Here is a 24,898-nt window from a genome sequence, read left to right as displayed (position 1 = left end):
CTGCCATGTCGATCGAAACGGACGCTCAGCGCGAGAACGGACTCACCGAAGAAGAGGTGGCGACACTTCGATCCGAGGGCAAGTCCAACGACGTCCCGGCCCGCGCAAGCCGGTCTGTCAAGGAAATCGTTCGTGGCAACGTCTTCACCCGCATCAACGCGATTCTGGGTGTCCTACTGGCCATCGTGCTGTCGACGGGTTCGGTCATCGATGGCATGTTCGGGCTGCTGATCGTCGCGAACAGCGGGATCGGCATCATCCAGGAGATTCGAGCCAAGAGAACTCTCGACGCGCTTGCGATCGTGGGGCAGAGCAAACCGGTCGTCAGGCGTGACGGTGAGGCCAGGGAAGTTGCGCCGGACGAGGTGGTGCTCGGGGACGTCATCGAGCTGGGTTCGGGTGATCAGATCGTCGTGGACGGGGTGGTGATCGAATCGGACAGTCTCGAGATCGACGAATCGCTGCTGACCGGCGAGGCCGACACCATTCACAAGCAGGTCGACGGTGAGGTGCTGTCGGGGAGTTTCGTCGTCGCGGGGAGTGGGGCGTACCGGGCGACGAAGGTCGGTCACGATGCCTATGCCGCCAAGCTCGCCGACGAGGCCAGCAAGTTCACGCTCGTACATTCCGAACTGCGTAGCGGCATCGACAAGATTTTGAAGTTCATCACCTATCTGATGATTCCGGCGGGCGCCCTGATCATCTACAACCAGTTGTTTTCGAGCGGACAGTCTCTCGGACCTGCGCTGAACGGCATGGTCGCGGCGTTGGTGCCGATGGTTCCCGAGGGTCTGGTGCTGATGACCTCGATCGCCTTCGCCGTCGGAGTGGTCCGACTCGGCAGGCGGCAATGTCTCGTGCAGGAGCTGCCCGCGATCGAGGGTCTCGCGCGCGTGGATGTGGTGTGCGCCGACAAGACGGGAACGCTCACCGAGAACGGTATGCGGCTGGCCGAACTGCGGGTCGTGGATCCAGGTGATGCCGAGGTCCTGCCGCCGGTTCTCGCTGCGCTGGCGAACGACGATCCGCGACCGAACGCGAGCGTGCTCGCCATTGCCGAGGCGTACCCCGACGCTCCCGGTTGGACGCAGACCGCGGTAGCTCCGTTCTCCTCGGCAAAGAAGTGGAGCGGATTGTCCTACGGCGACCACGGCGATTGGCTGCTCGGTGCGCCCGATGTCCTGCTGGACCCGCAATCGGACACCGCGCGGGCGGCCGAGGAAGCCGGATCGGCCGGTCTGCGAGTCCTGTTGTTGGCGAGCAGCAACCTCCCCGTCGACGACCCTTCTGCCCCGGGCGAGGTGACGCCCCGCGCATTGATCGTTCTCGAGCAGAAAGTGCGCGCGGATGCCCGCGAAACGCTCGAATTCTTCGCAAGCCAGGCAGTTGCCGTCAAGGTCATCTCCGGTGACAATGCGGTCTCGGTCGGAGCTGTCGCGAGTTCGCTCGGTCTGACGAGTTCGCCGATCGACGGACGCGATCTGCCGGAGAATTCGGAGGATTTGGCCGACACCATCGAGAATTCGACGACTTTCGGACGGGTCCGGCCGGATCAGAAACGAGCGATGGTCGGCGCGCTGCAGTCGCGCGGGCACACCGTGGCGATGACCGGTGATGGAGTCAACGACGTGCTCGCACTCAAAGATGCCGACATCGGTGTGGCCATGGGCTCGGGTAGCGCCGCAACTCGTGCCGTCGCGCAGATCGTGTTGTTGGACAACAAGTTCGCGACACTGCCGTATGTGGTCGGCGAAGGCCGCCGGGTGATCGGCAACATCGAGCGCGTATCGAACCTGTTTCTGACCAAGACCGTCTATTCGGTATTGCTGGCGTTCCTCATCGGGCTGACCGGGGTGTTGTCGCAGATCTTCCATTTCGAACCGATTCCGTATCCGTTCCTCCCGCGGCACGTGACCATTGCAGCCTGGTTCACGATCGGTATTCCGGCATTCATTCTCTCGCTCGCACCCAACAATGAGCGTGCCCGAACCGGCTTCGTATCCCGCGTCATGCGCTTGGCGGTCCCCTCGGGCGTGATCGTCGGAGTCGCGACGTTCGTGTCGTATCTGCTCGCCTACCAGGGCGCCGACGCCACCGAAACACAAACCATCCAGGCCAGTACGACAGCATTGATCACCTTGATCATGATCGCGTTGTGGGTGCTCGCGGTCGTCGCCAGACCGTACGAGTGGTGGAAGATCGCGCTGCTCACGGGATCGGTCGTCGGCTACTTACTGCTGTTCACCATTCCGTTCTGCCGGACGTTCTTCAAACTCGACCCCTCGAATGTCGCTATGACGACGTCGGCGATCGTCATCGGGGCCGTGGGTATCGTCGCGGTCGAAGCCGCCTGGTGGATCAGTGCCGCGCTGCACGGTGAAAAGCGTCGACTGTTCGGTGCCATGCCGGTGGGCGGCGCGACGTAGTCTTGTTGCCATCCACGTACCAGAAGGAGCGGTCATGAGTTTTGCAGATTCGTTGAAGGGCCTTATCGGCAAGGGGCAGAAAGCTGCCGCCGAGAATTCGGACAAGATCGAGCAGGCCGTGGACAAAGCCGGAGACTTCGTCGACAAGAAGACCGGTGGAAAGTACGCCGATCAGGTCGACAAGGTTCAGGACGCCGCGAAGAACGCCATTCCGGACAAGTAGTGGGTTCTTGCTCGGTGGACGGCACAATCTAGCTGTGGACGGACCCATCCTGCTTCTCGTCGTCATCGCCGCTGTCGCGGTTGCTGGGTTCGCCAAGCGTCTCGACCTGCAGGTTCCGCTGGTTCTGGTCGCAGTGGGGTCCGTTGCATCGTTCATCCCGGGCGTGCCGCATGTGACGCTCGCGCCGGATCTGATCCTCGGGGTCGTGCTGCCGCCGCTGCTGTATTCAGCGGCGCTGAACTTTTCGTTCGTCAGTTTCCGTAAGAACCTTGCACACATTCTTCGACTGGGGATCGTGATGGTTCTCGTCACGACCTTCGCAGTCGGCTACTTCGCCAACTGGCTGGTTCCGGAATTCACGCTCGGAGCGGCGCTCGTGCTGGGTGCAGTCGTCGCCCCACCCGATGCCGTGGCTGCCATCGCAGTCGGCCGTAAGCTCGGGCTGCCGTCGCGGATGATGGCGATACTCACCGGGGAAAGCCTCGTCAACGATGCCGCAGCGTTGACGCTGTTCACCTTGGCGGTCGCCTCGGTGACCGGGCAACGCATCGCCATCGACTCACCGGTCCTGTTCTTCGCATACGAGATCGTCGGCGGTGTCCTCATCGGCCTCGTCCTTGCCGGCCTGGTGCGGTTCGTCCGGTCTCGAATTCAGGACTCGGCGCTCGAGACCGTCCTCGGGCTCGTGCTTCCCTTTGCGGCGTACCTCGCCGCCGAGGAGATCCACGCCTCGGGTGTATTGGCCGTCGTCACAGCTGGTTTCGTGCTGGGCCGCGTGACGGCCGATGTCGCGGTGACAACCAGAATTCAGGAACGTCAGGTGTGGCCGACGGTCGATCTTCTGCTCGAGGCGTTCGTGTTCGCCTACATGGGTTTGCAACTGAAGTTCGTCATCGAGGACGTTCGAGCGGACGGCCTGCCGGTGCTGCACATCTTCGCGTATGCACTCGTGATTCTCGCCTTCGTCATCGCGGTGCGTCCCGGGTGGATATTTCTCAACACCGGTCGCCGGATCCTGGTGCGAAAAATGGTGCGCAAGAACAAATCCGAGAACTCCGATGCGCTCGGCCTGACCTGGCGCCAAAACCTCGTCCTGTCGTGGGCCGGGATGCGCGGCGTGGTGACACTTGCTGCAGCGTCCGGTGTTCCGCTCGTCACGGTCGCAGGCGATCCGTTCCCCGGGCGTGGAGTCATCCAAGCCGTCGCCTTCGTCGTCGCGGTCGGCACGTTGTTGATCCAAGGGCTGACGCTTCCGTATCTGATCCGTCGATTGGACGTTGCCGACCCACTCGAGCAGCAGCAGCACGACGAGCAGTGGGCTCTCGCGCGGACCATCTCCCGCACATCGGCCGAAAAGTACATGACAGCCGCTGCGCACGAAGGACTTCCGGGTGTGAGTGCTGAATCCGTCGATGCCGTTCTCGAACGAGTGCGAAGATCCGTTCGCGCCCGAATGGACGCCGACGAAACCGAGGACCATGAGGAACGGGCAGCCGCTGCAGGGGCACTGTTCGACGCGCTTCGCCGAAACGTTCTGGTGGCGCAGCGTGCCGCCCTTGTCCAAGCGCGAGACTCCGGCGAGCTCGACGACGAGATTCTTCGAGACGTCCTCGACGGTCTCGACGTCGAAGAGGCTGCCGCCGAGGCTCGCATCGATCGTAGGAGCAGGTAGATGCGCAAGACGATAGTGGCCGCCTTTTCGGCGCTGACCCTCTCGGTGCTGGCCCTGACTGCCTGCGCTCAGCCCCAAGCGGTGACACTCCCATCCGCTGACGCTCCCGTTCCTGCTGCGCCGGTCGGCGCGGAGCGCGGTTCGATCGTCTCCTCGATCGAGATTGGGCATACCGATCTTGCGGTCCGCGTCCTCGGTGCCACCGCCACCCGCGTCGTGTATCGGTCGACATCGCGAACAGGTGATACCGGGACCGAGGTGTCGGGAGTGGTGTTCGTGCCGAAAGGGGCTCCGCCTGAAGGTGGCTGGCCGATCGTGTCCGTCGGACACGGCACGACCGGGGTCACGGACGAATGCGCGCCCTCGCTCTACCCGAACCTGTTGGGCACCATCGGCACGGTAGCGCCGTTCCTCGAACGCGGCATGGTGGTCGCGGTGACCGACTACGAAGGCCTCGGGACGCCGGGGGAGCATCCCTATCTCGATCCCGATGCAGCGGCCCACAACATCATCGATGCCGTCCGAGCAGCCCGTAATGTCGTGCCCGATGCCGGAACCAGGTGGGGTGCCGTCGGCAACTCGCAAGGTGGACAAGCGGTGTGGGCTGCTGCCGAGCGCACGGACTACGGCGACGGACTCGAACTCGTCGGTAGTGCTGCGCTCTCGCCCGCGCTCGATCTCGCCCCCATGTTCGATCTCGGGGCGTCGAACACCCTTGCACAAATGCTGTTGGTCCCTTTTCTGGTGGACGGGCTCCGCTCACAACAGCCGGACGTTTCCGACTCGGACTACATCAACGGTGCCCTGGTCACAGATCGGCGGGCCCTGACGGCGTGCACGGACCTGCTCGGTTTCCAGAAGGCGGACGCAGCAACGCGACTGATGCCGGGTGACGCGAAGCCCACTACCGAGGCCGCACGCATCACGATGGTCGACTGGCTGCGTTCGGTAGCACTGCCCCGAACCCCGACTGCTGTCCCGCTGTTGGTCGTCGTCGGCGAGCAGGATCAACTGATCGACCCGAAATGGACACAGGACGCCGTCACACAGGCATGCTCGATGGGTGACGTCGTCGAGCTTCGTCGATCGCCGGACCAGGGTCATTCCGATCAAGGCGCGACGAACGACGCAGTCGAGTGGCTCAGCGGTCGTCTCGAGGGACAAGCTGCACTCGATACCTGCCAGGGAGGCTGAAGGATGCTCGATCGACCGACACCAGAGGCTGCCGAGCCACTGCTGATGTTGCGCGCATTGTGCATGGCACTGCCGGAGGCGACCGAACGCGTCAGTCACGGCGAGCCTGCATGGTTCGTCCGCAAGTCACCGCAGTTCGTCATGTTCGCCGACCACCATCACGACGACCGCATCGGGTTCGTTGCCGCAGCGCCTGCAGGGGCGCAACAGGATTGGATCGCTCGCGATGGGAGCCGATTCTACGATCCACCGTACGTCGGCGGTCGCGGCTGGATCGGGGTGTACCTCGACGTCGAACAGGACTGGGAGCAGATCGCCGATATCGTCGAGGATGCGTACCGCACCGTCGCGCCGAGAACGCTCGTCACCCAACTCGATGCGGAGCGGCAACCGGAGTGAGTTCTGCGCTCATGTGGTTCGCCGTGATCGTGGCGTTCGCAGTCGTCGCCATCGCCGTGATCAGCCTGCGCGGACGCCGCGCACTGACGACGCCGGAGGAGCGGGCAGTCCATTCGACGTTGCACACTGCCTCACTCGCGGCACGGCCACTCAGGCAGGGACTGGACCCGGAATCCGCAGCCGAGGCCGCCCCTCATCTACGTGCACTGACCGGGACCGACGCACTTGGGGTGAGCGATTCGGACGGCGAACTGTTGACCTGGAACGGCCCCTACGACGAGCTGTCGGAGCTCTTTCACCACGCTGCTCGACGCGCGATCGACGGCGAGCGTCGGGTGCTGCTGGCGTATCCGCTGGGCGGGGATCATGCGGTACGTGCGCTGATCGCCCAGCCCTTGCTCATCGAGGACGTCGGGGTGGTCGGTGTTCTCGGTGCCGTCACCACGGACGTGCCGGGGCCCGGCATGCTCGGCGCTATCACCGAGGTCGCGCGCTATGCGTGTGGCCAGATCGAACTCGCTGAACTCGACGCATCCCGCGCCAGGCTGGATCGTGCCGAGGTGCGGGCACTGCGGGCGCAGATCAGCCCACATTTCATCTACAACGCGCTCGGCACCATCGCCTCGTTCGTGCGAACGGATCCGGATCGGGCACGTGAACTGGTTCTCGAGTTCGCCGACTTCACGCGATACTCGTTCCGAACTGCAGGGGAGTTCACCGTCCTCGCCGACGAGTTGCGCAACATCGACCGGTATCTGACCCTCGAACGGGCGCGCTTCGGCGACGCGCTCCAGGTGACTCTGCAGGTAGCTCCCGAGGTCTTGGGCGTCGCGCTGCCGTTCCTCGCACTGCAGCCGCTGGTGGAGAACGCCGTACGGCACGGGATCGCCGGCCACCCCGGCGGCGGCAGCATCACGATCGTGGCAGCCGACGAGGGCACCGACTGTTTGATCAGCGTCGAGGACGACGGTGTCGGGATGGATCCGGAACTGCTGCGCGCGGGCTTTCCGAGCACCGACTCCGACGGATCGACCCACGCTCACGTCGGGTTGTCGAACGTCGACGACAGGTTGCGTGCTGCCTTCGGCAACGACTACGGCCTCGTCGTGGACACCGCGCCGGGATCGGGTACGAAGGTGAGTATGAGGGTGCCGAAATTCAAAGCAGGTATTCGAGCGTGACCTTCATCTGGCAACATGAGCGGCGCCCATGACTCCCAGCTCCGACGCCCCGGCCCATCCTGGTCTGACCGTGCTCGCAGTCGACGATGAGAAACCTGCGCTCGACGAGATTGCATATCTGTTGAGCAGGCAGGATGTCGTCGGTCAGGTCTACACGGCTTCGGACGCCACCACAGCACTTCGACGGCTACAGCAGCAACCGGGCCCGTCCTCACCCGTCGTCGATGCTGTATTTCTCGATATCAACATGCCGGGTCTCGACGGCTTGGAGCTCGCTGGAATTCTCGCGAACTTCGCTCGGCCACCTGCCGTGGTGTTCGTGACGGCACACGAGAACCGTGCAGTTGCTGCGTTCGATCTCGGTGCCGTGGACTATCTGCTCAAACCTTTGCGCGAGGAGCGGCTCGCGGAGTCGTTGCGCAGGATCGTCGCTGCGGGCCGCAGTACCGGTGGTCAGGAGTCTGCGGGGAGTGACGAGATCATTCCCGTGGAGCTCGGCGGTACCACGACGCTGGTGCAACGCTCGTCCGTCGGGTGGGTCGAGGCGGAGGGCGACTATGCCAGGCTGCACACCACCCAGGGTTCGCACCTCGTTCGGATTCCGATCTCGACGCTCGAAAGCCGCTGGGCCGACATCGGATTTCTGCGGGTGCACCGTTCCTACCTCGTGTCCTTGGCATTGGTGACGGGCATCAAAAGCGTCGGATCGGGGCTGGTGGTCTGTCTACGAGCGCAAGGCGAGCTTGCCGCCGTCGAGCTGCCGGTGAGCCGCAGACATGCCCGCGAGCTGAAGGACCGTCTCGTTCGCGGGCCGTTACAGGCATGGTCCAAACCGGCCGGGTCCAAACCGGCCGGGTCCAAACCGGCCGGGTCCAAACCGGCCGGGTCCAAACAGTCTTGGTCCAACCCATGACGGATGCGAAGCCCGCGCGGCAGCGTGTGATCCTCGCGCAACGGCGTGGGGCAAGAATCGTTCGTACCCGCGTCGAAGTGCAGGAACAGACCGAAGTGGGCGACGCGATGGTGAGAAGCCTCGTGCGCGCACAGTTGTGGTTGTCGATCCGATCGGCTGCACTGGCGTTGGGTGTACTGTTCGCGATTCCGCTTGTTGGACTGTTGGTTCCAGCATTCGCCGAAGCCGTCGTGTTCGGGATCCGACTGCCGTGGTTGGTGCTCGGTGTGCTGATCTACCCGTTGCTTCTCGGTGTGGGATGGGTCTATGTGCGCCAGGCCGAGCGCAACGAACACGAGTTCACCGATCTCGTGGACGACTAGCCGTGGCAGTGCCGTGGGTAACGGTGGCGGCGTTGTTGGCTGCCGCCGTCGCTACCGTCGCTATCGGAATCTACGGCGTCCGATTGGCCCGCACCACCTCCGATTTTCTTGTCGCCTCACGTACCGTCGGGCCGCGGTGGAACGCCGCGGCGATCTCGGGGGAGTACCTCTCCGCGGCCTCGTTCCTCGGAGTCGCCGGGCTCATCGCCAAATACGGCGCCGACGCACTGTGGTATCCGATCGGCTTTACCGCCGGCTACCTCGGCCTGCTGTTGTTCGTCGCTGCACCGCTACGGCGAAGCGGCGCGTACACCGTTCCCGATTTTGCCGAGTTCAGGTTGGGATCACTGTGGCTCCGCAAGCTCGCGATGGTGGTCGTCGTCGTCATCTGTGCGCTCTATCTGGTTCCACAGTTCCAAGGCGCGGGGTTGACGCTGAACATTCTCCTCGGCGTACCCGGATGGGTCGGCGCAGCGTTGGTCGGTGTCATCGTGATCGCGAACGTGGTGGGCGGCGGCATGCGCTCGATCACCTTCGTGCAGGCGTTCCAGTACTGGCTCAAGCTGACTGCTGTTGCCGTCCCCGCCGTCGTCCTGGCACTGCACTTCTACGGTGACGATCGCGTGTTGGGGAGTTCGGCCCCACCGACGGTCGACCGCGAGACCACCGTCGAAATCAGCACAGATGTTCTGGTGCAGGTGGATTCGCGCATCGAGGTGACCGTCCACGGCACCGTCGACGACGCACCGGTGGACGGCAGGATCGCCCTCGACGGTGGCACACACGAACTGGGTGAGGGGACATCGCTGATTCTCGACGCGGATTCGCCGGTGCCGGTAGTCGCAGGTGCGCCGACGATCGATCGCGAATGGGCCTCGCCCGGTTGGGGTCTCGGCGGAACACATCCGATGTATCAGGTCTATTCGCTGATACTCGCGACGTTCCTCGGCACCCTGGGGCTGCCGCACGTGTTGGTGCGGTTCTACACCAACCCCGACGGGCGTGCAGCCCGGCTGACCTCGCTCACCGTGCTCGGTCTGCTCAGTGTCTTCTACCTGTTTCCCACGCTGCTCGGTGTGTTCGCGCGCTTGTATGTGCCACAGCTGCTGATCACCGGAGCGTCCGATGCGGCCGTGCTGTTGTTGCCGGGTTCGGTGCTGTCCGGGGTAGGTGGGCAACTGCTCGCGGCCCTCGTCGCGGCCGGTGCGATCGCTGCATTCCTGTCCACGTCCTCGGGCCTGTTGGTCAGCATCGCCGGGGTGCTGAGCACCGACGTTCTGCGGGGCAGAGTCCGAGACTTCCGCATCGCTGCGATTCTCGCGGGGGTGGTCCCGCTGGTTCTATCCCTCGGGCTGGTCTCGCTCGACTTGTCCAGGACAGTGGGTCTGGTCTTCGCCGTCGCCGCTTCGACGCTGTGTCCGCTGCTCGTGCTCGGTATCTGGTGGCGCGGACTGACTCCGGCCGGGGCGGCGTCAGGACTGATCGGCGGCGGCGTCCTATCGCTCGGCGCCGCGTCGTTGTCGGTGTTCGGCATTCCCGATCGACTGTGGGGCGGCTGGGTCACGGCGATTCTGGGCTACCCGGCCGCGGTCAGCGTGCCGATCGCGTTCGCTCTGATGATCGTGGTGAGCAAGGCGACGCCGTCGTCGATTCCGGCCGACGTCGGCCGAATATTCACCAGGCTTCATGCACCCGAACGTCTCGGCGTGGGACGCGACCGTGAGCAGGAGTTGTGAGCCCGTTCGCCGTTTCCACACGACCGTTCGGCGCACAACCCGACAGCTGAGCGTGTGATCGCCGCCACCACATCATTTTGTGAGCTGGCTCTCTTACTGTTGCCCCACAGATGTGAGTCACAGCCCGTGACGAGCTAGAAGAGGAGCTGACAAGGTGACACGACCGGATACTTCACCGCCGCCACCGGATGCGCAGGCATTCATCGACATGCAGGCGAGCCCGGAGTTTCAGGAGTTACGACGTAGATTGCGCAGCTTCGTCTTTCCGATGACGGCGTTCTTCCTCCTCTGGTATCTCGTGTATGTCCTGCTCAGTACCTATGCGACGGACTTCATGTCCACTCTCGTATGGGGAAACATCAACATAGGGCTGTTGCTCGGTCTCGGACAGTTCGTCACCACCTTCGCGATCACCGGCATCTACGTGAGATTTGCGAACCGTGAACTCGACCCACGCGCGCTGGCCCTGCGTACCGAGATGGAAGCCTCCCAGGAGTTGAAGCGATGAATCTCGCGCAAGCAGCAGACACGACAGTCGGCGAGCCGATAGTCAACATCTCCATCTTCGTGGCCTTCGTGCTCATCACGATGGTCGTCGTCATCCGGGCCAGTAAGAAGAACGCCACCGCGTCGGAGTTCTTCACCGCGGGCGGTGGATTCTCCGGACCACAGAACGGCATCGCGATTGCCGGTGACTATCTTTCCGCTGCAAGCTTCCTCGGTATCGCAGGTGCGATCGCCGTCTACGGTTACGACGGCTTTCTGTATTCCATCGGCTTCCTCGTCGCGTGGCTCGTCGCGTTGCTGCTGGTCGCCGAATTGCTCAGGAACACCGGCAAATTCACGATGGCAGACGTCTTGAGCTTCCGGTTGCGGCAGGGGCCGGTGCGCACGGCCGCTGCGCTGTCGACGCTGACGGTCTCGCTGTTCTATCTGCTGGCGCAGATGGCAGGGGCGGGTGGCCTCGTTGCCCTCCTGCTCGACATCTCCGACCGCACCGGTCAGTCGATCGTCATCGCGATCGTCGGTGTACTGATGATCGCGTACGTCCTCATCGGCGGTATGAAAGGCACGACCTGGGTGCAGATCATCAAGGCGGTGCTCCTGATCGTCGGCGCCGCATTCATGACCGTTCTCGTGCTCGCCAAGTTCGGACTCAACTTCTCCGAACTCATCGGTAGCGCACAGACCATGGTGGCCGGATCGGCCGACAGCGCAGTCGCCGCACGCGACATCATCGAGCCAGGTGCGCAATACGGCGGCAGCGCGACGTCGAAGATCAACTTCCTCTCGCTCGGTATCGCACTGGTTCTCGGAACCGCAGGTCTACCGCACGTTCTCATGCGGTTCTACACGGTGCCTACTGCGAAAGAAGCTCGACGCAGCGTCGTGTGGGCGATCGCCCTCATCGGTGCGTTCTACCTCTTCACCCTCGTCCTCGGTTACGGCGCCGCCGCGATCGTGGGACCCGACCGGATCCTCGCGTCGGCAGGTGGCCAGAACTCCGCTGCACCACTGCTCGCCTTCGAGCTCGGTGGCGTCATCCTCCTCGGTGTCATCTCGGCAGTAGCATTCGCGACGATCCTTGCCGTCGTGGCAGGTCTGACGATCACCGCCTCGGCGTCGTTCGCCCACGACATCTATGCCAGCGTCATCAAGAAGGGCAACGTCGACGAGAAGAAGCAGGTCAAGGTTTCCCGCATCACGGCCGTCGTCATCGGTGTCATCGCTATCGGTCTCGGAATACTTGCCAACGGTCAGAACATCGCATTCCTTGTCGCACTGGCATTCGCCGTCGCTGCGGCAGCGAACCTTCCGACCATCCTGTACTCGTTGTTCTGGCGTCGGTTCAACACCACCGGCGCACTGTTCAGCATGTACGGCGGTTTGATCTCGACCATCGTCCTGATCATCTTCTCGCCTGCGGTGTCCGGCTCGAAGACCTCGATGATCCCCGGATCGGATTTCGCATGGTTCCCGCTGTCGAATCCTGGCATCGTGTCGATCCCACTCGCGTTCATCCTCGGCATCGTGGGCACGTTGATTTCGAAGGATTCGGAGAGTAAAGCGAAGCAGGCCGAGATGGAGGTCCGTTCGTTGACCGGCATCGGAGCAGAGAAGGCCTCAGCTCACTGACCTTGGGTTTTACCAATCGAGACGCCCGTGTATGTGCTCCTCACACGGGCGTCTCGACGTGTCCGGCTACCATCCGTGCTGTGGCCAAGCTCAAAGTGACCGCCGACGTCCCCCTCGACCCGGCACAAACGTGGACGCATGCGTCCGATCTCTCCGACTACGACAAGTGGCTTTCCATCCATGAGGCGTGGCGAGGTGAGCTACCCGCCGAGCTCGCCGTCGGCACCACTCTGGACTCGGTCGCCAGCGTCAAAGGCATGCGCAATCGGGTGCGCTGGACCATCGAAAGCTACGACCCGCCGAACAAGCTGAAGCTGAAGGGCAACGGCAAAGGCGGCGTCAAGATCGCTCTCGTGCTTTCGGTGAGCGCTGCCCGAAACGGCGGTTCGCAGTTGACTCTCGACATCGATCTCGGCGGCACACCCCTGTTCGGTCCCATCGGCTCTGTCGTCGCGAGAGCTCTGAAAGGTGACATCGAGAACTCGTTGAAGACCTTCGAGTCGCTCTACGCATAACGCGTGCAGGTCAAAGCCGCGATACGCTTCGGCGAGCCGCGCAGTGGGGGTCTGATCGGAGGCCCTCGCTCATACGGAGAGGTTCTTCACAATGCCTGGTAGACACAGTCCAGCGAAACATAGTGCCGCTAGTTCGGCCACCCACTCGACGGGATTGGTGAAGTACGGCGTTCTCGCTGTCGTACTCCTGGTGATCGTCGGTGTCGGCGTCTTCGCCGCGCAGAAAGCATTCGGGTCCGGGTGCAAGGATCCATCCACCTACACCCTTGCTGCCGACCCGGCGATCGCGAGCGTCGTGCAGGACGTGGTCGACGACACATCGGCCGAGGATCTCGGTTGCGCAAACATCGAGGTGACGGCCACCGACTCGGGAGAGGCATCCGCTGCCGTGTCCAAGGGCGTGGATGTCCCCTCGCTGTGGATACCGGATTCGGCACTCTGGGTGGGTAAGACAGTTCGGGCCACCGGCTCGCTCGTCGATGTCGCCAGCCAGTCCGTCGCGAGCTCGCCTGCGGTGATAGCCGCTCGTCGAGACGAGGTGCCGTTCTTCGACACCTGGCTCACCGCGCTACAACTCAAAAGTCTCCGGATCGGAAATCCGTTGACCAACACCATTTCCGACGCTGCAATCCTCGGTGCCCTCGCCGAGGCCGGTGCAGACGCCGCCACAGTCGACTCCGTCTCTGCTGCCCTGGTCCCGATCGCGCAGGCGCAGGCGTCGACGAGAGGCGAGGCAGATCCGGTTGTTCGCCTCGACGACATGGCTACCGATGGTGGCGTTTCCGTCGTCTCCGAACAGACGCTGGTGGATTACGAGAAGTCGACCGGCACCGAGCTCGGCGCCACGGCACCGCCGACGGGTAGCTTCTTCCTGAATTACCCACTCGCCGTCACCGAACCCGCCGGTGCCTCTCACGAGAGCGCCAAGACCGTCGGACTCGCCGTCGCCGATGCACTTGGCTCCTCTTCCGGCCTGGCAGCGTTGTCCGACGCAGGCTTCCGTCCACCGGACAACACACCTCTCAGCGACGGCCGCGGCGTCGGAAAGATCCTGACGTTGACCATCGCCGACCAGCAGACCGCCGAGGCGACGTTGCGGCAGTATCAAGTACTGGCCCTGCCGTCGCGGACTCTGGTGATGGAGGACGTTTCCGGTTCGATGGCCTACGGTGCCGGCGCGGACACGCGCATCGGATTGACCGTTCAAGCCAGCGCAACGGGAAGCAAGCTGTTCCCCGACAATGCGGCGATGGGGCTGTGGGCATTCTCGATCGGCCTCGGCGGCGGCAGTCAGGACTACAAGGAATTGGTTCCGATTCGCCGTCTCGACGAAGACGTGAACGGGACCTCGCAACGCAACCTCGTCGTCCAGCAGATCGCCGCCCTCCCGGGTCTGGTCGGCGGGGGTACCGGCCTATACGACACGACTCTTGCCGCATTCCGCAAGGTCAAAGAGGGATACGACCCCGACTACATCAACAGCGTCATCATCTTGACCGACGGTTCCAACGAGGATCCAGGCAGCGTCGGGCTAGAGGAGTTGCTCTCCACGCTCCGCGCGGAGCAGGACCCGACGAAGCCGGTCATCATCGTCACCATCGGCATCACCGACGACGCCGACGCCGGAGTACTTCAACAGATCTCTTCGGCCACCGGTGGTACAAGCTTTTTGGCTCGAAATCCAGCAGAAATTCCCAATGTGTTCGTGAATGCTCTCAAAAGTCGATCAGGTCGCTGATTTTTGGGCTTTTTTGGGGTAAGCGTCTCCAGGGGTCGTATTTTGGTGCATGATGCAGGTCGCTGGTAAATAGCTGACCAATGGGGGAGTGCGCGGAAATGTCTGGGCGTCACGGAACAGGAACTCGGAGCACTCCGGCTGCAAAATGGGCTGCGGTTGTGGTGGTGGCGGTCGTGGTCGTCGTGGGCGGGTACTTCGGAGTCCAGGCCGTACGCGCGACGGTGGCAGGTTGCGATTCCACGGGCCAGGTATCCCTGGCCGTGGACCCGACCATCGAGCCGGTGGTGACCGAGGTGTTGAGCCGGTCCAGCGAGCTCGACCGCGGTTGTACCGATTTCGAGATTCGCGCCGAGGCGCCGACCGATACCGCAACGGAACTTGCCGGTGTCGATGGCAGCCGTCCCGACCTGTGGATTCCCGATTCGACGCTCTGGTTGCTCAAGACGCTTCGCTCGACTGGGGCGCTACCGGAAGTTGCGAAGTCCTCGGTCGCCAAAACGCTGCCGGTCTTGGTCACACGCCAAGGCGAAGCACCCACGGCACAGAATTGGCTGCAGGTTCTGCAGACCCCACAGCAGCGCATCGGAGATCCACTCAACAGCAGCGTTTCGATTGCTTCGATACTGGGTGCGTTGGCCGAATCAGAGGTCGCGATCTCTGATCCGAAGGCAGTCTCGGCAGCTCTGGTTCCCATCGCCCAGGATTACGGGCGGATCGCCGGTACCCCGCACGATACGAACGACCTGGTAACCCAGGTCGCTGCCGAAGGAGGCAGCAGTGTCGCCACCGAACAGAGCGTGGTGGCCTACAACAAGGCCAACCCGCAGTCACCTCTCCTCGCGTCGGTCCCGCCGACCGGCAGCTACTTTTTGGACTACCCGCTTGCCGTGACCGCAGCGATGGGACCGGATTACGACGCCGCGAAGAAGGCCGGGGCCGCCCTGGCCTCGCTGTTGGCAAACTCGACGACAGCCAACGCGCTGCTCGAATCAGGTTTTCGACAGGCCAGTGGAACTCCGTTGACTGATGGCACAGGCGTCGGATCGGTTGCCGCCCTCGAACTGAAGAATCCACTCTCCATCGAATCGACGCTCCGGGACTGGTCGGTTCTGGCCCTGCCACTGCGAACAGTCGTAGTGGAAGACGTATCCGGGTCGATGGCGGTCAAATCGGGTGACTCGACCCGCATCGCATTGACCGTCGAGGCGAGCCTCGGCGGTAACGCACTGTTCAACTCTCAAGCAGAGATGGGTTTGTGGGCGTTCTCGATCGGACTCGGCGGAGGCAGTCAGGACTACCGTGAACTGGTCCCCATCGGACCTGAAAGCAATGTCGTCAACGGACTTCCCCAGCGTGAAGCAATTCTCGCCGGCATTCGGTCGCTACCGTCACTGGTCGGTGGGGGTACTGGCCTGTACGACACCACGCTTGCTGCCTTCCGGAGAGTGAAGGAAGGCTACGACCCCAACTTCGTCAACAGTGTCATCCTGTTGACCGATGGTGCCAACGAAGATCCAGGTAGTCCGAGTCTCGACGACTTGATCGCCACGTTGCAGCGTGAGCAGGATCCGGTTCGGCCGGTGGTCATCGTGACGGTCGGCATCACGACGGACGCGGATCCTGTTGCCCTGCAGAAGATTTCCGCGGCCACAGGCGGTACGAGCTACATCGCCGAGGACCCGCGCGACATCCCCGATGTGTTCGTCCAAGCGCTCAACAGCCGAACCCAGCGTATCGGCGGGGAATAACCGCACCGTAAGTCGATCGGAATGGACAAGGCCGGCCACCCCCGATCGTACAAAGCGATATATCGATCAGCGGCACAGAGGCGAGGTAGTGTCGGTCGATGTTGGCAACCGCAATTATCGTCATCACCTTTGCTCTGGTTTTCTACTCGATCGGCGTCTGGTCGGAACGGATCCAGAAGACGCTGAAGTGGTGGCACGCCGGTGCTTTCACTCTCGGCCTCATATGCGATGCAACGGGCACCTTTTTGATGAGCCGAATTGCCGATCAGTCGACGGATACCGGCGTGTCCACTTTCAACCGCCTCATGGTCGTCACCGGAGCCTTGGCTATCGTGCTCATGGCAATTCACCTGGTGTGGGCTGTCATCGTCCTACTTCGAGATCGCCCCTCCGAGAAGGCGAAGTTTCACAAGTTCAGCCTGATCGTGTGGGCTATCTGGTTGGTGCCCTACTTCACGGGAGCCATCGGCGCGATGACGGGTTAGACCCGAAATCAGAACGCGAACGTGACTACCAGGGCTGCGGTGCAGCTGAGCACGACGACGGTGAAGGCAAGGACGTCGGGCAGGTGCGGTCGGCTGGGATAGGCGGTTATCTGGCCAGCGCCGCCGCGGGCGGTGATGGCTTCACCCATTTCCGTGGCCCGACGGATGGCAATGGACATCGTTGCGGTGATGAGGTCGACGATCGAATTGTCCGCGACGCTGTTGAGGACCGATTTGGGGCGCAGGCGTCGGGCAGCGATCATGACGCGCATTTCCTCGATCAACAACGGAAGCGAACGTAGGCACAATGCGACGGTCGCGGCCCATTCGTCGACCGGCAACCGCAGCTTCTTCAGCGGCGTTCCGAGAATGGAGACGGCGGGTGCGATATCGCTCATCGACGTCGTCCAGCCGATCATCAGCGACGCCCCGAGCAGCACGAATGCGAACACCATTGCCCGCAGAAAGAGCAGCACAGCCGAGAACCCCAACGGCGCGTTGATGAGTGCGCCGATCAGGAAGAGAACCCAGATCAACTTCGGCGGGCGGGGTATCGCGGTCGGCGGCACGCGCGCGATGATCGCGGTGACCACCAGCAGGCCGACGACGATCCCCAGTGCCGGCCACGACGGCGCGATCAGCAGCGTGAGGCTGATGAGCACCACAGACATCAGCTTCGTGCCGGCCCAGAGTCGGTGTATCGGCGAGTGCCGCGGAACTTGGCGCAGTACAACAGTTGTCACGATGCCACTCCGCGGGTTGTCGTTTCGGACGTGATGCGCCCGCCGGAAAGGGTGATCGTTCGGTCGCACACGCTGTCGATACCGTCGATATCGTGCGAAATGACTATTATCGCGATTCCCTGACGTCGTAGTTGACCGAGCACACCGATGATGTCGGTTCGTCCCGGCGGATCGAGTCCGGCGAGCGGTTCGTCGAGGACGAGCACCCGAGGCTTGTTCACCACGAGCCCGGCGATGACGACCCGACGCATCTGTCCGCCGCTGAGTGAATCGATCTCTCGACCTGCGAGCAGTCGATCCAAGCCGACCGCGTCCATTGCGCGAGAGACCTGCACGGAACCCACTTCCGGGCCCCCGGCAGCCGCGATGTCCTCTGCGACCGTGCGGCGCTGAAGCTGTAACCGTGAGTGCTGAAACGCCAGACCTACGACACCGACGTTGTCCGACACCGGAGAACCGTCGAAATCCGCGGTCCCGGTCGACGGCTTGGTCAGTCCCGCGAGAATCCATGCGAGCGTGGACTTTCCGGATCCATTGCCGCCCAGGACAAGCAGCCCGTCACCAGCGTGCACTGTCAGGTCGATCCCGGTGAGCGCCAACTGCGACCACGGTGTGCGCCTGTTGTAGGTGTGCCCGACTCCGCGAAGAGTCATGATCGGTGGTCCGGCACGAAAGTGGGTGGTCGCCGGGTCGAGCAACGCCGTACGCATCCATTCGGCGCTGTGTTGCACCTGCGCCCCGCCCTGAAGATGAACGACGCGATCGGCCGCAACCGTTTCCAGCTCTTGGTGCGTCACGAGTACGACGGACATCCGGTGTCGAGTGGGGAGATCGGCCAGCAGCGCCACCAGACTCGCTCGGCCTGCGGCGTCGACCATCGTGGTTGCTTCGTCGGCGATCAGTAGTGCGGGGCGCCGCGCCAGTGCAGCCGCGACCGCCAACCGTTGCATTTCACCGCCCGACAGAGTCGAGGTGTCGCGTGCTCCCATTCCGCCCAGACCCACTTCGGTCAGCAACGCGTCGATATCTGTCTCGGCGTCTGCGGGCAGACCCCACACGACGTCGTCGCCGACGCGGCTGCCGAGCATCTGACTCTCCGGCCGCTGCAGAACCACTGCCGTTCCGCCTGCCAGCCCCAAACCGGCGACACCGGGACGGTCCACGGTCCCGGTGGTGGGTGTACGGCCCGCGAGGATTCGAGTCAGCGTCGACTTTCCGGACCCGTTGTGCCCGACCACGGCGACGAACTCCCCGAAATCGATGGTGAGGTCGAGGCCCTGCAAGGCGGCGGTGCGGGAGCCGTCGTAACTGAACCCGACGTTGTTCAAGCGAACTGGTAGCGGTGCCACTACTCCGTCGATCGCAGCAGGTAGGTGATCAGCGACGGGGATTGTCGAGAGGCGGTCGAGAATTGCTCCGAGGATCAGCCACGTGAAGAACACACCGAGGACAATGCTGAATATCGCGGTGCCGAGTATCCACCACCACCAGTTGTCCAGCACGGCACCGACACCCGAACGCAACGTGTCCGCGGCAGGTATCAGGATTTCGGTCCGCGACATCAGTCGGGCGACGCCCTCGATGGTGTTCTCGATAGTTTTCAGAAACAGCTCACGCAGTGGCGCCAACAGGAACAACACGCCCACCGTCACCAAACCGATGGCGGGCCCGACGATCGCTGAGGTGACGAGCACTCGGAACAGCCCATGACCGAGACGTTTCGCCCGTCCGACCATCCCGCCGAGAAGAGCAGCCGTGGCCACGGTGACGGCCGTCGACCACCCGGCGGCAACGAACGCGACGAGGGTTCCGGCCACAGCTGCCGAGACGAGCACCCGAGTGCGATGGCGTTGCGCGACGACAGCCATCGGGACAGCAGCTACGATCTGTAACGCGGTGGCCAGCGGAACCACCATCGCAACCACCGAGAGAGCGACTGCAAAGCTGCTCATCACGGCGGCCGTCGCGAGTTCGACAGGCGTCAACGCAGTCGACGTGTGGTGTTCGGTGCGGCTTTCGGTCACCGGTCCAGTGTGCCAGCACCGTCCTTGCACTCACGCCAACAGAAACCAGAGAGGCGTACCCGAGTGATCACGGTGGAAGAAGAAGGCTGGGATACCCCGGCCGGGGCACAGTTGCGAGCCGCTCAGCGGGCGGAGTTGGATGCTCGCTACGGAAACAGCAGCCACGAACCAGGGATGCCACCGTCCGGGGAGGACATGCTGGTATTCGTCGTTGCGCGCGACGATTCGTCGGTAGGCATCGGGTGCGGGGGACTTCGGTTGCTCGGGGGCGAGGAAGCGGAGATCAAGCGGATGTACGTCATTCCCGCTGAACGTGGACGCGGTGCATCGGTCGCAATTTTGCGCAAGCTCGAGGAAGCAGCGCGCGCCCACGGTATCCATACTCTCAAGTTGGAAACCGGATCGGGTCAACCGGACGCCGTCAGATTTTACGAACGGGAGGGCTACACCAGGATCGAGCCATTCGGCCCGTACGTCGACGCCCTGACCTCGATCTGCTACGCCCGCACGCTGTAGAACCAAGTCCGGAAACGACTGTGCGCGCGCAACCATCGGTCGCGCGCGCACAGTTCTCGTTGGATCTAGCGAGTACGGCTCGCGGCAGGACCTGCGGGACGGCGACTACGGCCACCGCCGCCGCCGGCTGCGTGCTGGCGTGCTGCGCCGCCTTGGCTGCCTTGGCCCTGACCGCCACCGCCGCTGCGACGCGGAGCGCCGCCGCTGCGAGGGTTGCTGCTGCGTGAGCTGCCGTTGCCGCGTGGGCTGCCCTGGCGCGGCTGCTGAACAGCCTTGACCGGTACGGGCTCGACGTATCGAGCCTGCTCGCCGACGAGTTCGGACACCTGGGGCGAGTCCGCCGTGACGCGGACCGGGGTCACCTTGATGTTGGCCTTGCGCAGGAGGATTGCTGTGTCCTTGCGCTGCTCTGGGAGAACGACCGTCACGACATCTCCGGCGCTTCCCGCGCGAGCGGTGCGGCCCGAACGGTGCAGGTATGCCTTGTGCTCGGCAGGCGGATCCACGTGCACGACGAGCTGGACGTCATCGACGTGCACACCGCGAGCGGCAACGTCGGTGGCGACGAGTACGCGCGCCGAGCCCGACGAGAACGCGAGTAGGTTTCGGTCACGTGCACCCTGAGACAGGTTGCCGTGCAAGTCGACCGACGGGATTCCAGCTTCGGTGAGCTGCTTGGCGAGCTTGCGGGCCTGATGCTTGGTCCGCATGAACAGGATGCGACGTCCGGTGCCCGAGGCCAATTGCTGAACGAGCTTCTTCTTGGCTTCGACGCCGTCGACCTCGAAGACGCTGTGCGTCATGGCTTCTACGTGCGAGGTGACCTCGTCGACGGAGTGCGTCACCTGGTCGGTGAGGAACCGCTTGACGAGCTTGTCGACGCCGTTGTCGAGCGTTGCCGAGAACAGGAGACGCTGACCCTTCGGCGGGGTAGCTGCGAGAAGTCGAGTGACGACCGGAAGGAACCCGAGGTCTGCCATGTGATCGGCTTCGTCGAGAACGGTGATCTGCACGGAGTCGAGTGAGACGTGGCGCTGCTTCATCAGGTCTTCGAGCCGACCCGGGCAGGCGACGACGATATCGACGCCACCCTTGAGGGCGGATACCTGACGGTTTTGCGAGACGCCACCGAAGATGGTCGTGACGCTGAGCTTGTACGCCGCGGCCAACGGTTCGATTGCGGCGGCGATCTGGGTTGCCAGCTCGCGAGTGGGGGCAAGGATGAGCCCGCGTGGGCGGCCGGGCTTGCGGTTACCTGGGAGCTGTCCGGCGAGGCGCGCGACCATGGGGATGGCGAAAGCGAGTGTCTTGCCACTGCCCGTCTTTCCGCGGCCGAGAACGTCGCGTCCTACGAGAGTGTCGGGGAGTGTGTCCGCCTGGATAGGGAAGGCGTCGACCTTGCCCTGGCTGGAGAGAACTTCGGCGAGCGCGTTCGGAACGCCGAGTGAAGCAAAGGTAGTCATAACGATGTGATGCGCCTTTCGGGCAAGGTGTTGCACCACGGGCTGTACGCCCGACAAGTGCAAAGGGGTGGCGAGACTGCCGGTGGGCAGTTTCGATCGCCGTAAGAAAAGCCTGTGCGCGGTGCACATGGACTACGCGGCCGGGGCCGGGCGGAAGTAGAAGCATTCCACGACGTCTGACGTGCAGCTACGCGCGTCGATGACCAGTGTAACCGGTGGGGCTGTCGTTTCCTTCCCGGAGTGACCCATCAGGCATCTATGCCGCGGAGAGGCCGATGGCCATCTCCTGCTCGACGAACGAGGTGTAGCTGACGACCACGGGCAGCGGCGGCGCTGTCGAGCTGTACTCGTGCCCGGTCGGTGTGGTGATGTCGTAGATGTGGATGGCGCCGGGTTTCCATGCTTTTCGAGGTTCGGCACTCCACCCGTCTGCTTCCTTGGCGTGATTGCATGCGGCGCACAAGCCTGCGCCGTTGCTCGCACTGGTCTCGCCTCCGCGTGCGTAGGACCGAATGTGGTCGTGGTGACGAATCGGTGCGTCGCACCACGGTGTTCGGCACGTTCGATCACGCAGGTCGATCAATCGGGCCAGCGCTGCCGGGAAGATTCGAGCTTTCGATTCCATCGCGGTGAGCGCGCCGGTCGAGGGGGTGGCATACACCCTGCGGAGCTCGACCCGTGTGGTGTCTGCACACGCAGTGCCTACCAACTTGCGGGCGATGACCGCGGGGATCTCTCCGTATCCCTGCAGGTGGGCGGGGGCGGTGCTGTCGGCGAGGAGAGTCGTGTCGGCGATCACGAGGTTGACCGATACCGGTGCACCCGCGCCCGCTGATGCCGTTCCGGTGATGCGCTCGTATGCCAGATCCGCCATGATCTGGTCTCGGGTTCGTATCTCTCCGCCGGCGTTGACGATCGAGTCGGCGTCACGTCGGAGGGTCGCCCACATGCAGACGGCACGATCCATCGATGTCACTGTGGTGAATTGGCACATGAAATCCGGTTGTGGCCGAGTGCTGGTGCGGCGCGCCGAGAACGCCTTTTCGAAGCGTTTCACCACCGACGCAGGATCGAGTTCAGCGGCCATCGCGCGGGCCTTCGCGGCGATGGCGTCGTCACCGAGTCCATTCAGGGCGCGCCCGTCCGCACACAGCCGTCTATCGATGACCTGCCGGTCCTCGACCGTCAAACATGCTGTCTCTCTGGCGATCAGAATGGCGCGATACTCGTTGAGCTCACCGCCGCGTAGGCGGTCGAGGGTATGCGGCATCTCGTGCACGAGTGATCGCGCCAATCCGAGGAAGGTGGCACCTTTACTCGGGGATACTCGCCGCGCGAGCCCGATCTGCGAGGCGAGGCCTGCCCGCCACTGCGCCTTGGGTTTTCCGAGCGCCTTCCGTTCCTCGCTGATCGAAACGGCGACGGCATCGGTGGCCACTGCCTGGGCGGCAGCGCACGCGCAGGTTGCGGTCTCCAGTGCGGTGATCAGATCGATTCCGATAGCCGCGTCCGCTACGGATTTCAGCTCGTTCAGTCGCGCCACGAACTCCAGTACCTCTGATACCTGCATGAGATCCCCCAATCTCGAACGTATGTTCGACGATATCGAACATCAGCCAGATCCACAAGCCCCCGCTGAAGTCGACGACATACCCTTTCGCTGCTGTGAGCAGATAGGCGTCGAATATCTCTGCTCTCGGCAGAGATGCTGGTGCGCAACGGTTCTCGTGGGCAATAGTGGAGCCATGACCGACTCGACACCGCGAATGTTCTCCTCCGACCTCCGCCGACAGCTGTTGCGTCATCGAGTGCTCGTCCTCGACGGTGCCCTCGACGACGACAACGGGACCGTCCTGACGACCCATCTGCTGACCCTCGCCGCCGAGAACGCCTCGGCCGACATTGCTTTGTGGATCCACTCGCCGGGCGGATCGGTTCCGGCGATGCTGGCCATTCGTGATGTGATGCGCCTCGTTCCGTGCGAAGTATCGACGCTTGCCCTCGGATTGGCCTGCAGCGCCGGACAATTCCTTTTGTCCTCAGGTACCCATGGAAAGCGTTACGCCTTACCACACGCCCGGATTCTGATGCACCAAGGCTCTGCAGGCATCGGCGGTTCGGCAGTCGAAGTGGAGGTGCAGGCAAACGACCTACGGCACACCCGTGACACGGTGCTCGGTCTGATCGCCGAGGACACCGGACAGTCGCGCGAACAGATTTTCGACGACTCGCTGCACGATCGCTGGTTCACCGCCGAAGCTGCACGTGAGTACGGCTTCGTCGACGCCATCGTCGACTCGTTCGATCAGGTGATGCCGGCTCGTCGTATGCCGGTCGGGATGGGGGTGCAGTGATGAGCTCCTACACCATTCCCAATGTCATAACACGAGATTCACGCGGCGAACGCGTCGTCGATGTCTATTCGCACCTACTCAGCGAACGGATCGTGTACCTCGGAACCGGCATCGATGCCGGTGTTGCGAATGCACTGATTGCGCAGTTGTTGCATCTCGAAGCGGACTCGCCCGACCGGGAGATATCGATGTACATCAACTGCGAGGGAGGTGATACCGCAGCCATGCTCGCGGTGTACGACACCATGCAGTTCATCGGATCTGCCGTTGCAACTACATGTGTCGGTCAGGCGGTGGCGGCGGGGGCAGTCCTGCTTGCAGCAGGTGCACCGGGACGTCGATCTGCATTGACCCACAGTCGGGTGGTCTTGCATCAACCGGCAGCGCAAGGTCGCGGCACCATCCCGGACCTCATTTTGGCAGCCGACGAGGTGGTGCGTGTGCGCTCGGAGATGGAAGCGATACTTGCCGAGCACACCGGCCGAGACGTTGCGACGCTCCGGCACGACACCGACCGAGACTTGGTGCTGACCGCGTCGGCAGCTCTCGACTACGGAATCGTCGACCAGGTTCTGAAGAACCGCTAAGCGGCGAGCATGCTGACCCCACCCCGGATGAGGTCATGGTGCGCGAGCCCGGCGATCTCGGCGATGGACGTCCCCAGCGCACCGACGACGGCCGCGAGGATCTCGCTCGACGGATCCTTGCAGCCACGTTCGACTTCGGAAAGGTACTGCGGTGAAATTCCGGCGCGCGTCGCGGTGTCGGACAATGTGTCGCCTCGGGACTGTCGGCGTTCGCGTAGTCGACGGCCCACCACCTCGCGCCACAGCGGTTCCATGGCAGTCGCCCGGCCGAGTGGCTTCGCTGTGTCAGGAGTGCGCGGCGGCCGGCGCGATTCGATGCTGATGACCTCACCCATGGGCCGAACCCTAGCGCTGGTCCGGAACGGGTGTGCGCAATTCTGCTCAGAGCAGAGGGAGCGATCTGGTGCCCTCGGCAGGATTCGAACCTGCGACCTACCCTTTAGGAGAGGGTTGCTCTATCCCCTGAGCTACGAAGGCGAGTTG

At 63.4% G+C, this 24,898-nt stretch carries 22 protein-coding genes, 1 tRNA gene and 1 pseudogene; 18 read left to right on the top strand and 6 right to left on the bottom strand.

Features of this window, described 5'->3' with window-relative positions:
* Positions 1–5: 5 nt before the first annotated feature.
* From ABIB36_RS00835 to ABIB36_RS00765, 15 genes and pseudogenes are all read left to right on the top strand, one after another.
* Complete coding sequence (locus ABIB36_RS00835) at positions 6–2,426, top strand: HAD-IC family P-type ATPase (RefSeq protein ID WP_084347695.1); 2,421 nt, start codon at positions 6–8, stop codon at positions 2,424–2,426.
* 34 nt (positions 2,427–2,460) lie between these two features.
* Positions 2,461–2,649, top strand: a complete 189-nt coding sequence (locus tag ABIB36_RS00830) for an antitoxin (RefSeq protein WP_084347697.1) — start codon at positions 2,461–2,463, stop codon at positions 2,647–2,649.
* A 34-nt stretch (positions 2,650–2,683) separates the two neighbouring features.
* Complete coding sequence (locus ABIB36_RS00825; protein WP_084347699.1) at positions 2,684–4,321, top strand: Na+/H+ antiporter; 1,638 nt, start codon at positions 2,684–2,686, stop codon at positions 4,319–4,321.
* Complete coding sequence (locus ABIB36_RS00820) at positions 4,322–5,515, top strand: lipase family protein (protein ID WP_084347701.1); 1,194 nt, start codon at positions 4,322–4,324, stop codon at positions 5,513–5,515.
* 3 nt (positions 5,516–5,518) lie between these two features.
* Positions 5,519–5,914 carry an MmcQ/YjbR family DNA-binding protein gene (locus tag ABIB36_RS00815; RefSeq protein WP_084347703.1) on the top strand — a complete coding sequence of 132 codons (396 nt, stop codon included), beginning with the start codon at positions 5,519–5,521 and terminating at the stop codon, positions 5,912–5,914.
* A gap of 11 nt (positions 5,915–5,925) precedes the next feature.
* On the top strand, positions 5,926–7,095 hold the full coding sequence (locus tag ABIB36_RS00810; protein WP_354559278.1) for a sensor histidine kinase: 1,170 nt from the start codon (positions 5,926–5,928) through the stop codon (positions 7,093–7,095).
* A 28-nt stretch (positions 7,096–7,123) separates the two neighbouring features.
* Positions 7,124–7,924, top strand: a pseudogene (locus ABIB36_RS00805) (LytR/AlgR family response regulator transcription factor); the annotation flags it as partial.
* Positions 7,925–8,004: 80 nt separating this feature from the next.
* Complete coding sequence (locus tag ABIB36_RS00800) at positions 8,005–8,370, top strand: DUF485 domain-containing protein (RefSeq protein ID WP_354558897.1); 366 nt, start codon at positions 8,005–8,007, stop codon at positions 8,368–8,370.
* Between the two features lie 2 nt (positions 8,371–8,372).
* A complete protein-coding gene (locus ABIB36_RS00795) occupies positions 8,373–10,106 on the top strand; it encodes a sodium/solute symporter (RefSeq protein WP_502944856.1) in 1,734 nt (577 codons plus the stop codon).
* Between the two features lie 208 nt (positions 10,107–10,314).
* On the top strand, positions 10,315–10,614 hold the full coding sequence (locus ABIB36_RS00790; RefSeq protein WP_084347713.1) for a DUF485 domain-containing protein: 300 nt from the start codon (positions 10,315–10,317) through the stop codon (positions 10,612–10,614).
* Positions 10,611–12,242, top strand: coding sequence for a monocarboxylic acid transporter (locus ABIB36_RS00785; RefSeq protein ID WP_084347715.1), 1,632 nt, complete (start codon positions 10,611–10,613; stop codon positions 12,240–12,242). Before ABIB36_RS00790 ends, ABIB36_RS00785 begins: the two co-directional genes overlap by 4 nt.
* An 80-nt stretch (positions 12,243–12,322) precedes the next feature.
* Complete coding sequence (locus ABIB36_RS00780) at positions 12,323–12,757, top strand: type II toxin-antitoxin system Rv0910 family toxin (RefSeq protein WP_084347717.1); 435 nt, start codon at positions 12,323–12,325, stop codon at positions 12,755–12,757.
* Between the two features lie 157 nt (positions 12,758–12,914).
* Positions 12,915–14,495, top strand: coding sequence for a VWA domain-containing protein (locus ABIB36_RS00775; protein ID WP_084347719.1), 1,581 nt, complete (start codon positions 12,915–12,917; stop codon positions 14,493–14,495).
* 98 nt (positions 14,496–14,593) lie between these two features.
* Positions 14,594–16,243, top strand: a complete 1,650-nt coding sequence (locus ABIB36_RS00770; RefSeq protein ID WP_084347721.1) for a VWA domain-containing protein — start codon at positions 14,594–14,596, stop codon at positions 16,241–16,243.
* A gap of 98 nt (positions 16,244–16,341) precedes the next feature.
* Positions 16,342–16,728, top strand: coding sequence for an HsmA family protein (locus ABIB36_RS00765; RefSeq protein ID WP_084347723.1), 387 nt, complete (start codon positions 16,342–16,344; stop codon positions 16,726–16,728).
* Positions 16,729–16,736: 8 nt separating this feature from the next.
* Here ABIB36_RS00765 and ABIB36_RS00760 read toward each other — a convergent pair whose 3' ends face one another.
* Positions 16,737–17,471 (bottom strand): energy-coupling factor transporter transmembrane component T family protein, encoded by a 735-nt coding sequence (locus tag ABIB36_RS00760; protein WP_084347725.1) that lies wholly within the window; start codon positions 17,469–17,471, stop codon positions 16,737–16,739.
* Positions 17,468–19,495, bottom strand: a complete 2,028-nt coding sequence (locus ABIB36_RS00755) for an ABC transporter ATP-binding protein (RefSeq protein WP_354558895.1) — start codon at positions 19,493–19,495, stop codon at positions 17,468–17,470. The genes ABIB36_RS00760 and ABIB36_RS00755 overlap by 4 nt, the downstream gene beginning before the upstream one ends.
* 63 nt (positions 19,496–19,558) lie before the next feature.
* On the opposite strand from ABIB36_RS00755, the gene ABIB36_RS00750 reads away from it, so the two are divergent.
* Positions 19,559–20,011, top strand: a complete 453-nt coding sequence (locus ABIB36_RS00750; RefSeq protein ID WP_084348059.1) for a GNAT family N-acetyltransferase — start codon at positions 19,559–19,561, stop codon at positions 20,009–20,011.
* Positions 20,012–20,076: 65 nt separating this feature from the next.
* Here ABIB36_RS00750 and ABIB36_RS00745 read toward each other — a convergent pair whose 3' ends face one another.
* A complete protein-coding gene (locus ABIB36_RS00745; RefSeq protein ID WP_354558894.1) occupies positions 20,077–21,474 on the bottom strand; it encodes a DEAD/DEAH box helicase in 1,398 nt (465 codons plus the stop codon).
* 256 nt (positions 21,475–21,730) lie between these two features.
* Positions 21,731–23,044 carry an HNH endonuclease gene (locus ABIB36_RS00740; protein ID WP_354558893.1) on the bottom strand — a complete coding sequence of 438 codons (1,314 nt, stop codon included), beginning with the start codon at positions 23,042–23,044 and terminating at the stop codon, positions 21,731–21,733.
* A gap of 175 nt (positions 23,045–23,219) precedes the next feature.
* On the opposite strand from ABIB36_RS00740, the gene ABIB36_RS00735 reads away from it, so the two are divergent.
* Positions 23,220–23,828: a ClpP family protease gene (locus ABIB36_RS00735; RefSeq protein WP_084348060.1), complete on the top strand. Its 609-nt coding sequence runs from the start codon at positions 23,220–23,222 to the stop codon at positions 23,826–23,828.
* Entirely contained in the window at positions 23,828–24,415 is a 588-nt protein-coding gene (locus ABIB36_RS00730) for a ClpP family protease (protein WP_084347730.1), read from the top strand. Before ABIB36_RS00735 ends, ABIB36_RS00730 begins: the two co-directional genes overlap by 1 nt.
* Here the strand turns inward: ABIB36_RS00730 and ABIB36_RS00725 are convergent.
* Both ABIB36_RS00725 and ABIB36_RS00720 read right to left on the bottom strand, forming a co-directional pair.
* Complete coding sequence (locus ABIB36_RS00725) at positions 24,412–24,750, bottom strand: helix-turn-helix domain-containing protein (protein WP_306294102.1); 339 nt, start codon at positions 24,748–24,750, stop codon at positions 24,412–24,414. The two genes, ABIB36_RS00730 and ABIB36_RS00725, sit on opposite strands and share 4 nt — an antisense overlap.
* 66 nt (positions 24,751–24,816) lie before the next feature.
* Positions 24,817–24,892: transfer RNA gene (locus ABIB36_RS00720), tRNA-Arg, on the bottom strand.
* Between the last annotated feature and the right edge of the window lie 6 nt (positions 24,893–24,898).

Source organism: Rhodococcus sp. UYP9 (assembly GCF_040547235.1).
Lineage (GTDB): Bacteria > Actinomycetota > Actinomycetes > Mycobacteriales > Mycobacteriaceae > Rhodococcoides.
Note: the sequence above shows the minus strand (reverse complement) of the source record. Positions and strands in the feature narration are given on the sequence as shown.

Coding starts and splice junctions, on each gene's coding strand:
- ABIB36_RS00835 (WP_084347695.1), top strand. CDS start 6: ATGTCGATCGAAACGGACGCTCAGCGCGAGAACGGACTCACCGAAGAA.
- ABIB36_RS00830 (WP_084347697.1), top strand. CDS start 2,461: ATGAGTTTTGCAGATTCGTTGAAGGGCCTTATCGGCAAGGGGCAGAAA.
- ABIB36_RS00820 (WP_084347701.1), top strand. CDS start 4,322: ATGCGCAAGACGATAGTGGCCGCCTTTTCGGCGCTGACCCTCTCGGTG.
- ABIB36_RS00815 (WP_084347703.1), top strand. CDS start 5,519: ATGCTCGATCGACCGACACCAGAGGCTGCCGAGCCACTGCTGATGTTG.
- ABIB36_RS00810 (WP_354559278.1), top strand. CDS start 5,926: ATGTGGTTCGCCGTGATCGTGGCGTTCGCAGTCGTCGCCATCGCCGTG.
- ABIB36_RS00800 (WP_354558897.1), top strand. CDS start 8,005: ATGACGGATGCGAAGCCCGCGCGGCAGCGTGTGATCCTCGCGCAACGG.
- ABIB36_RS00790 (WP_084347713.1), top strand. CDS start 10,315: ATGCAGGCGAGCCCGGAGTTTCAGGAGTTACGACGTAGATTGCGCAGC.
- ABIB36_RS00785 (WP_084347715.1), top strand. CDS start 10,611: ATGAATCTCGCGCAAGCAGCAGACACGACAGTCGGCGAGCCGATAGTC.
- ABIB36_RS00770 (WP_084347721.1), top strand. CDS start 14,594: ATGTCTGGGCGTCACGGAACAGGAACTCGGAGCACTCCGGCTGCAAAA.
- ABIB36_RS00765 (WP_084347723.1), top strand. CDS start 16,342: ATGTTGGCAACCGCAATTATCGTCATCACCTTTGCTCTGGTTTTCTAC.
- ABIB36_RS00745 (WP_354558894.1), bottom strand. CDS start 21,474: ATGACTACCTTTGCTTCACTCGGCGTTCCGAACGCGCTCGCCGAAGTT.
- ABIB36_RS00740 (WP_354558893.1), bottom strand. CDS start 23,044: ATGCAGGTATCAGAGGTACTGGAGTTCGTGGCGCGACTGAACGAGCTG.
- ABIB36_RS00735 (WP_084348060.1), top strand. CDS start 23,220: ATGACCGACTCGACACCGCGAATGTTCTCCTCCGACCTCCGCCGACAG.
- ABIB36_RS00730 (WP_084347730.1), top strand. CDS start 23,828: ATGAGCTCCTACACCATTCCCAATGTCATAACACGAGATTCACGCGGC.
- ABIB36_RS00725 (WP_306294102.1), bottom strand. CDS start 24,750: ATGGGTGAGGTCATCAGCATCGAATCGCGCCGGCCGCCGCGCACTCCT.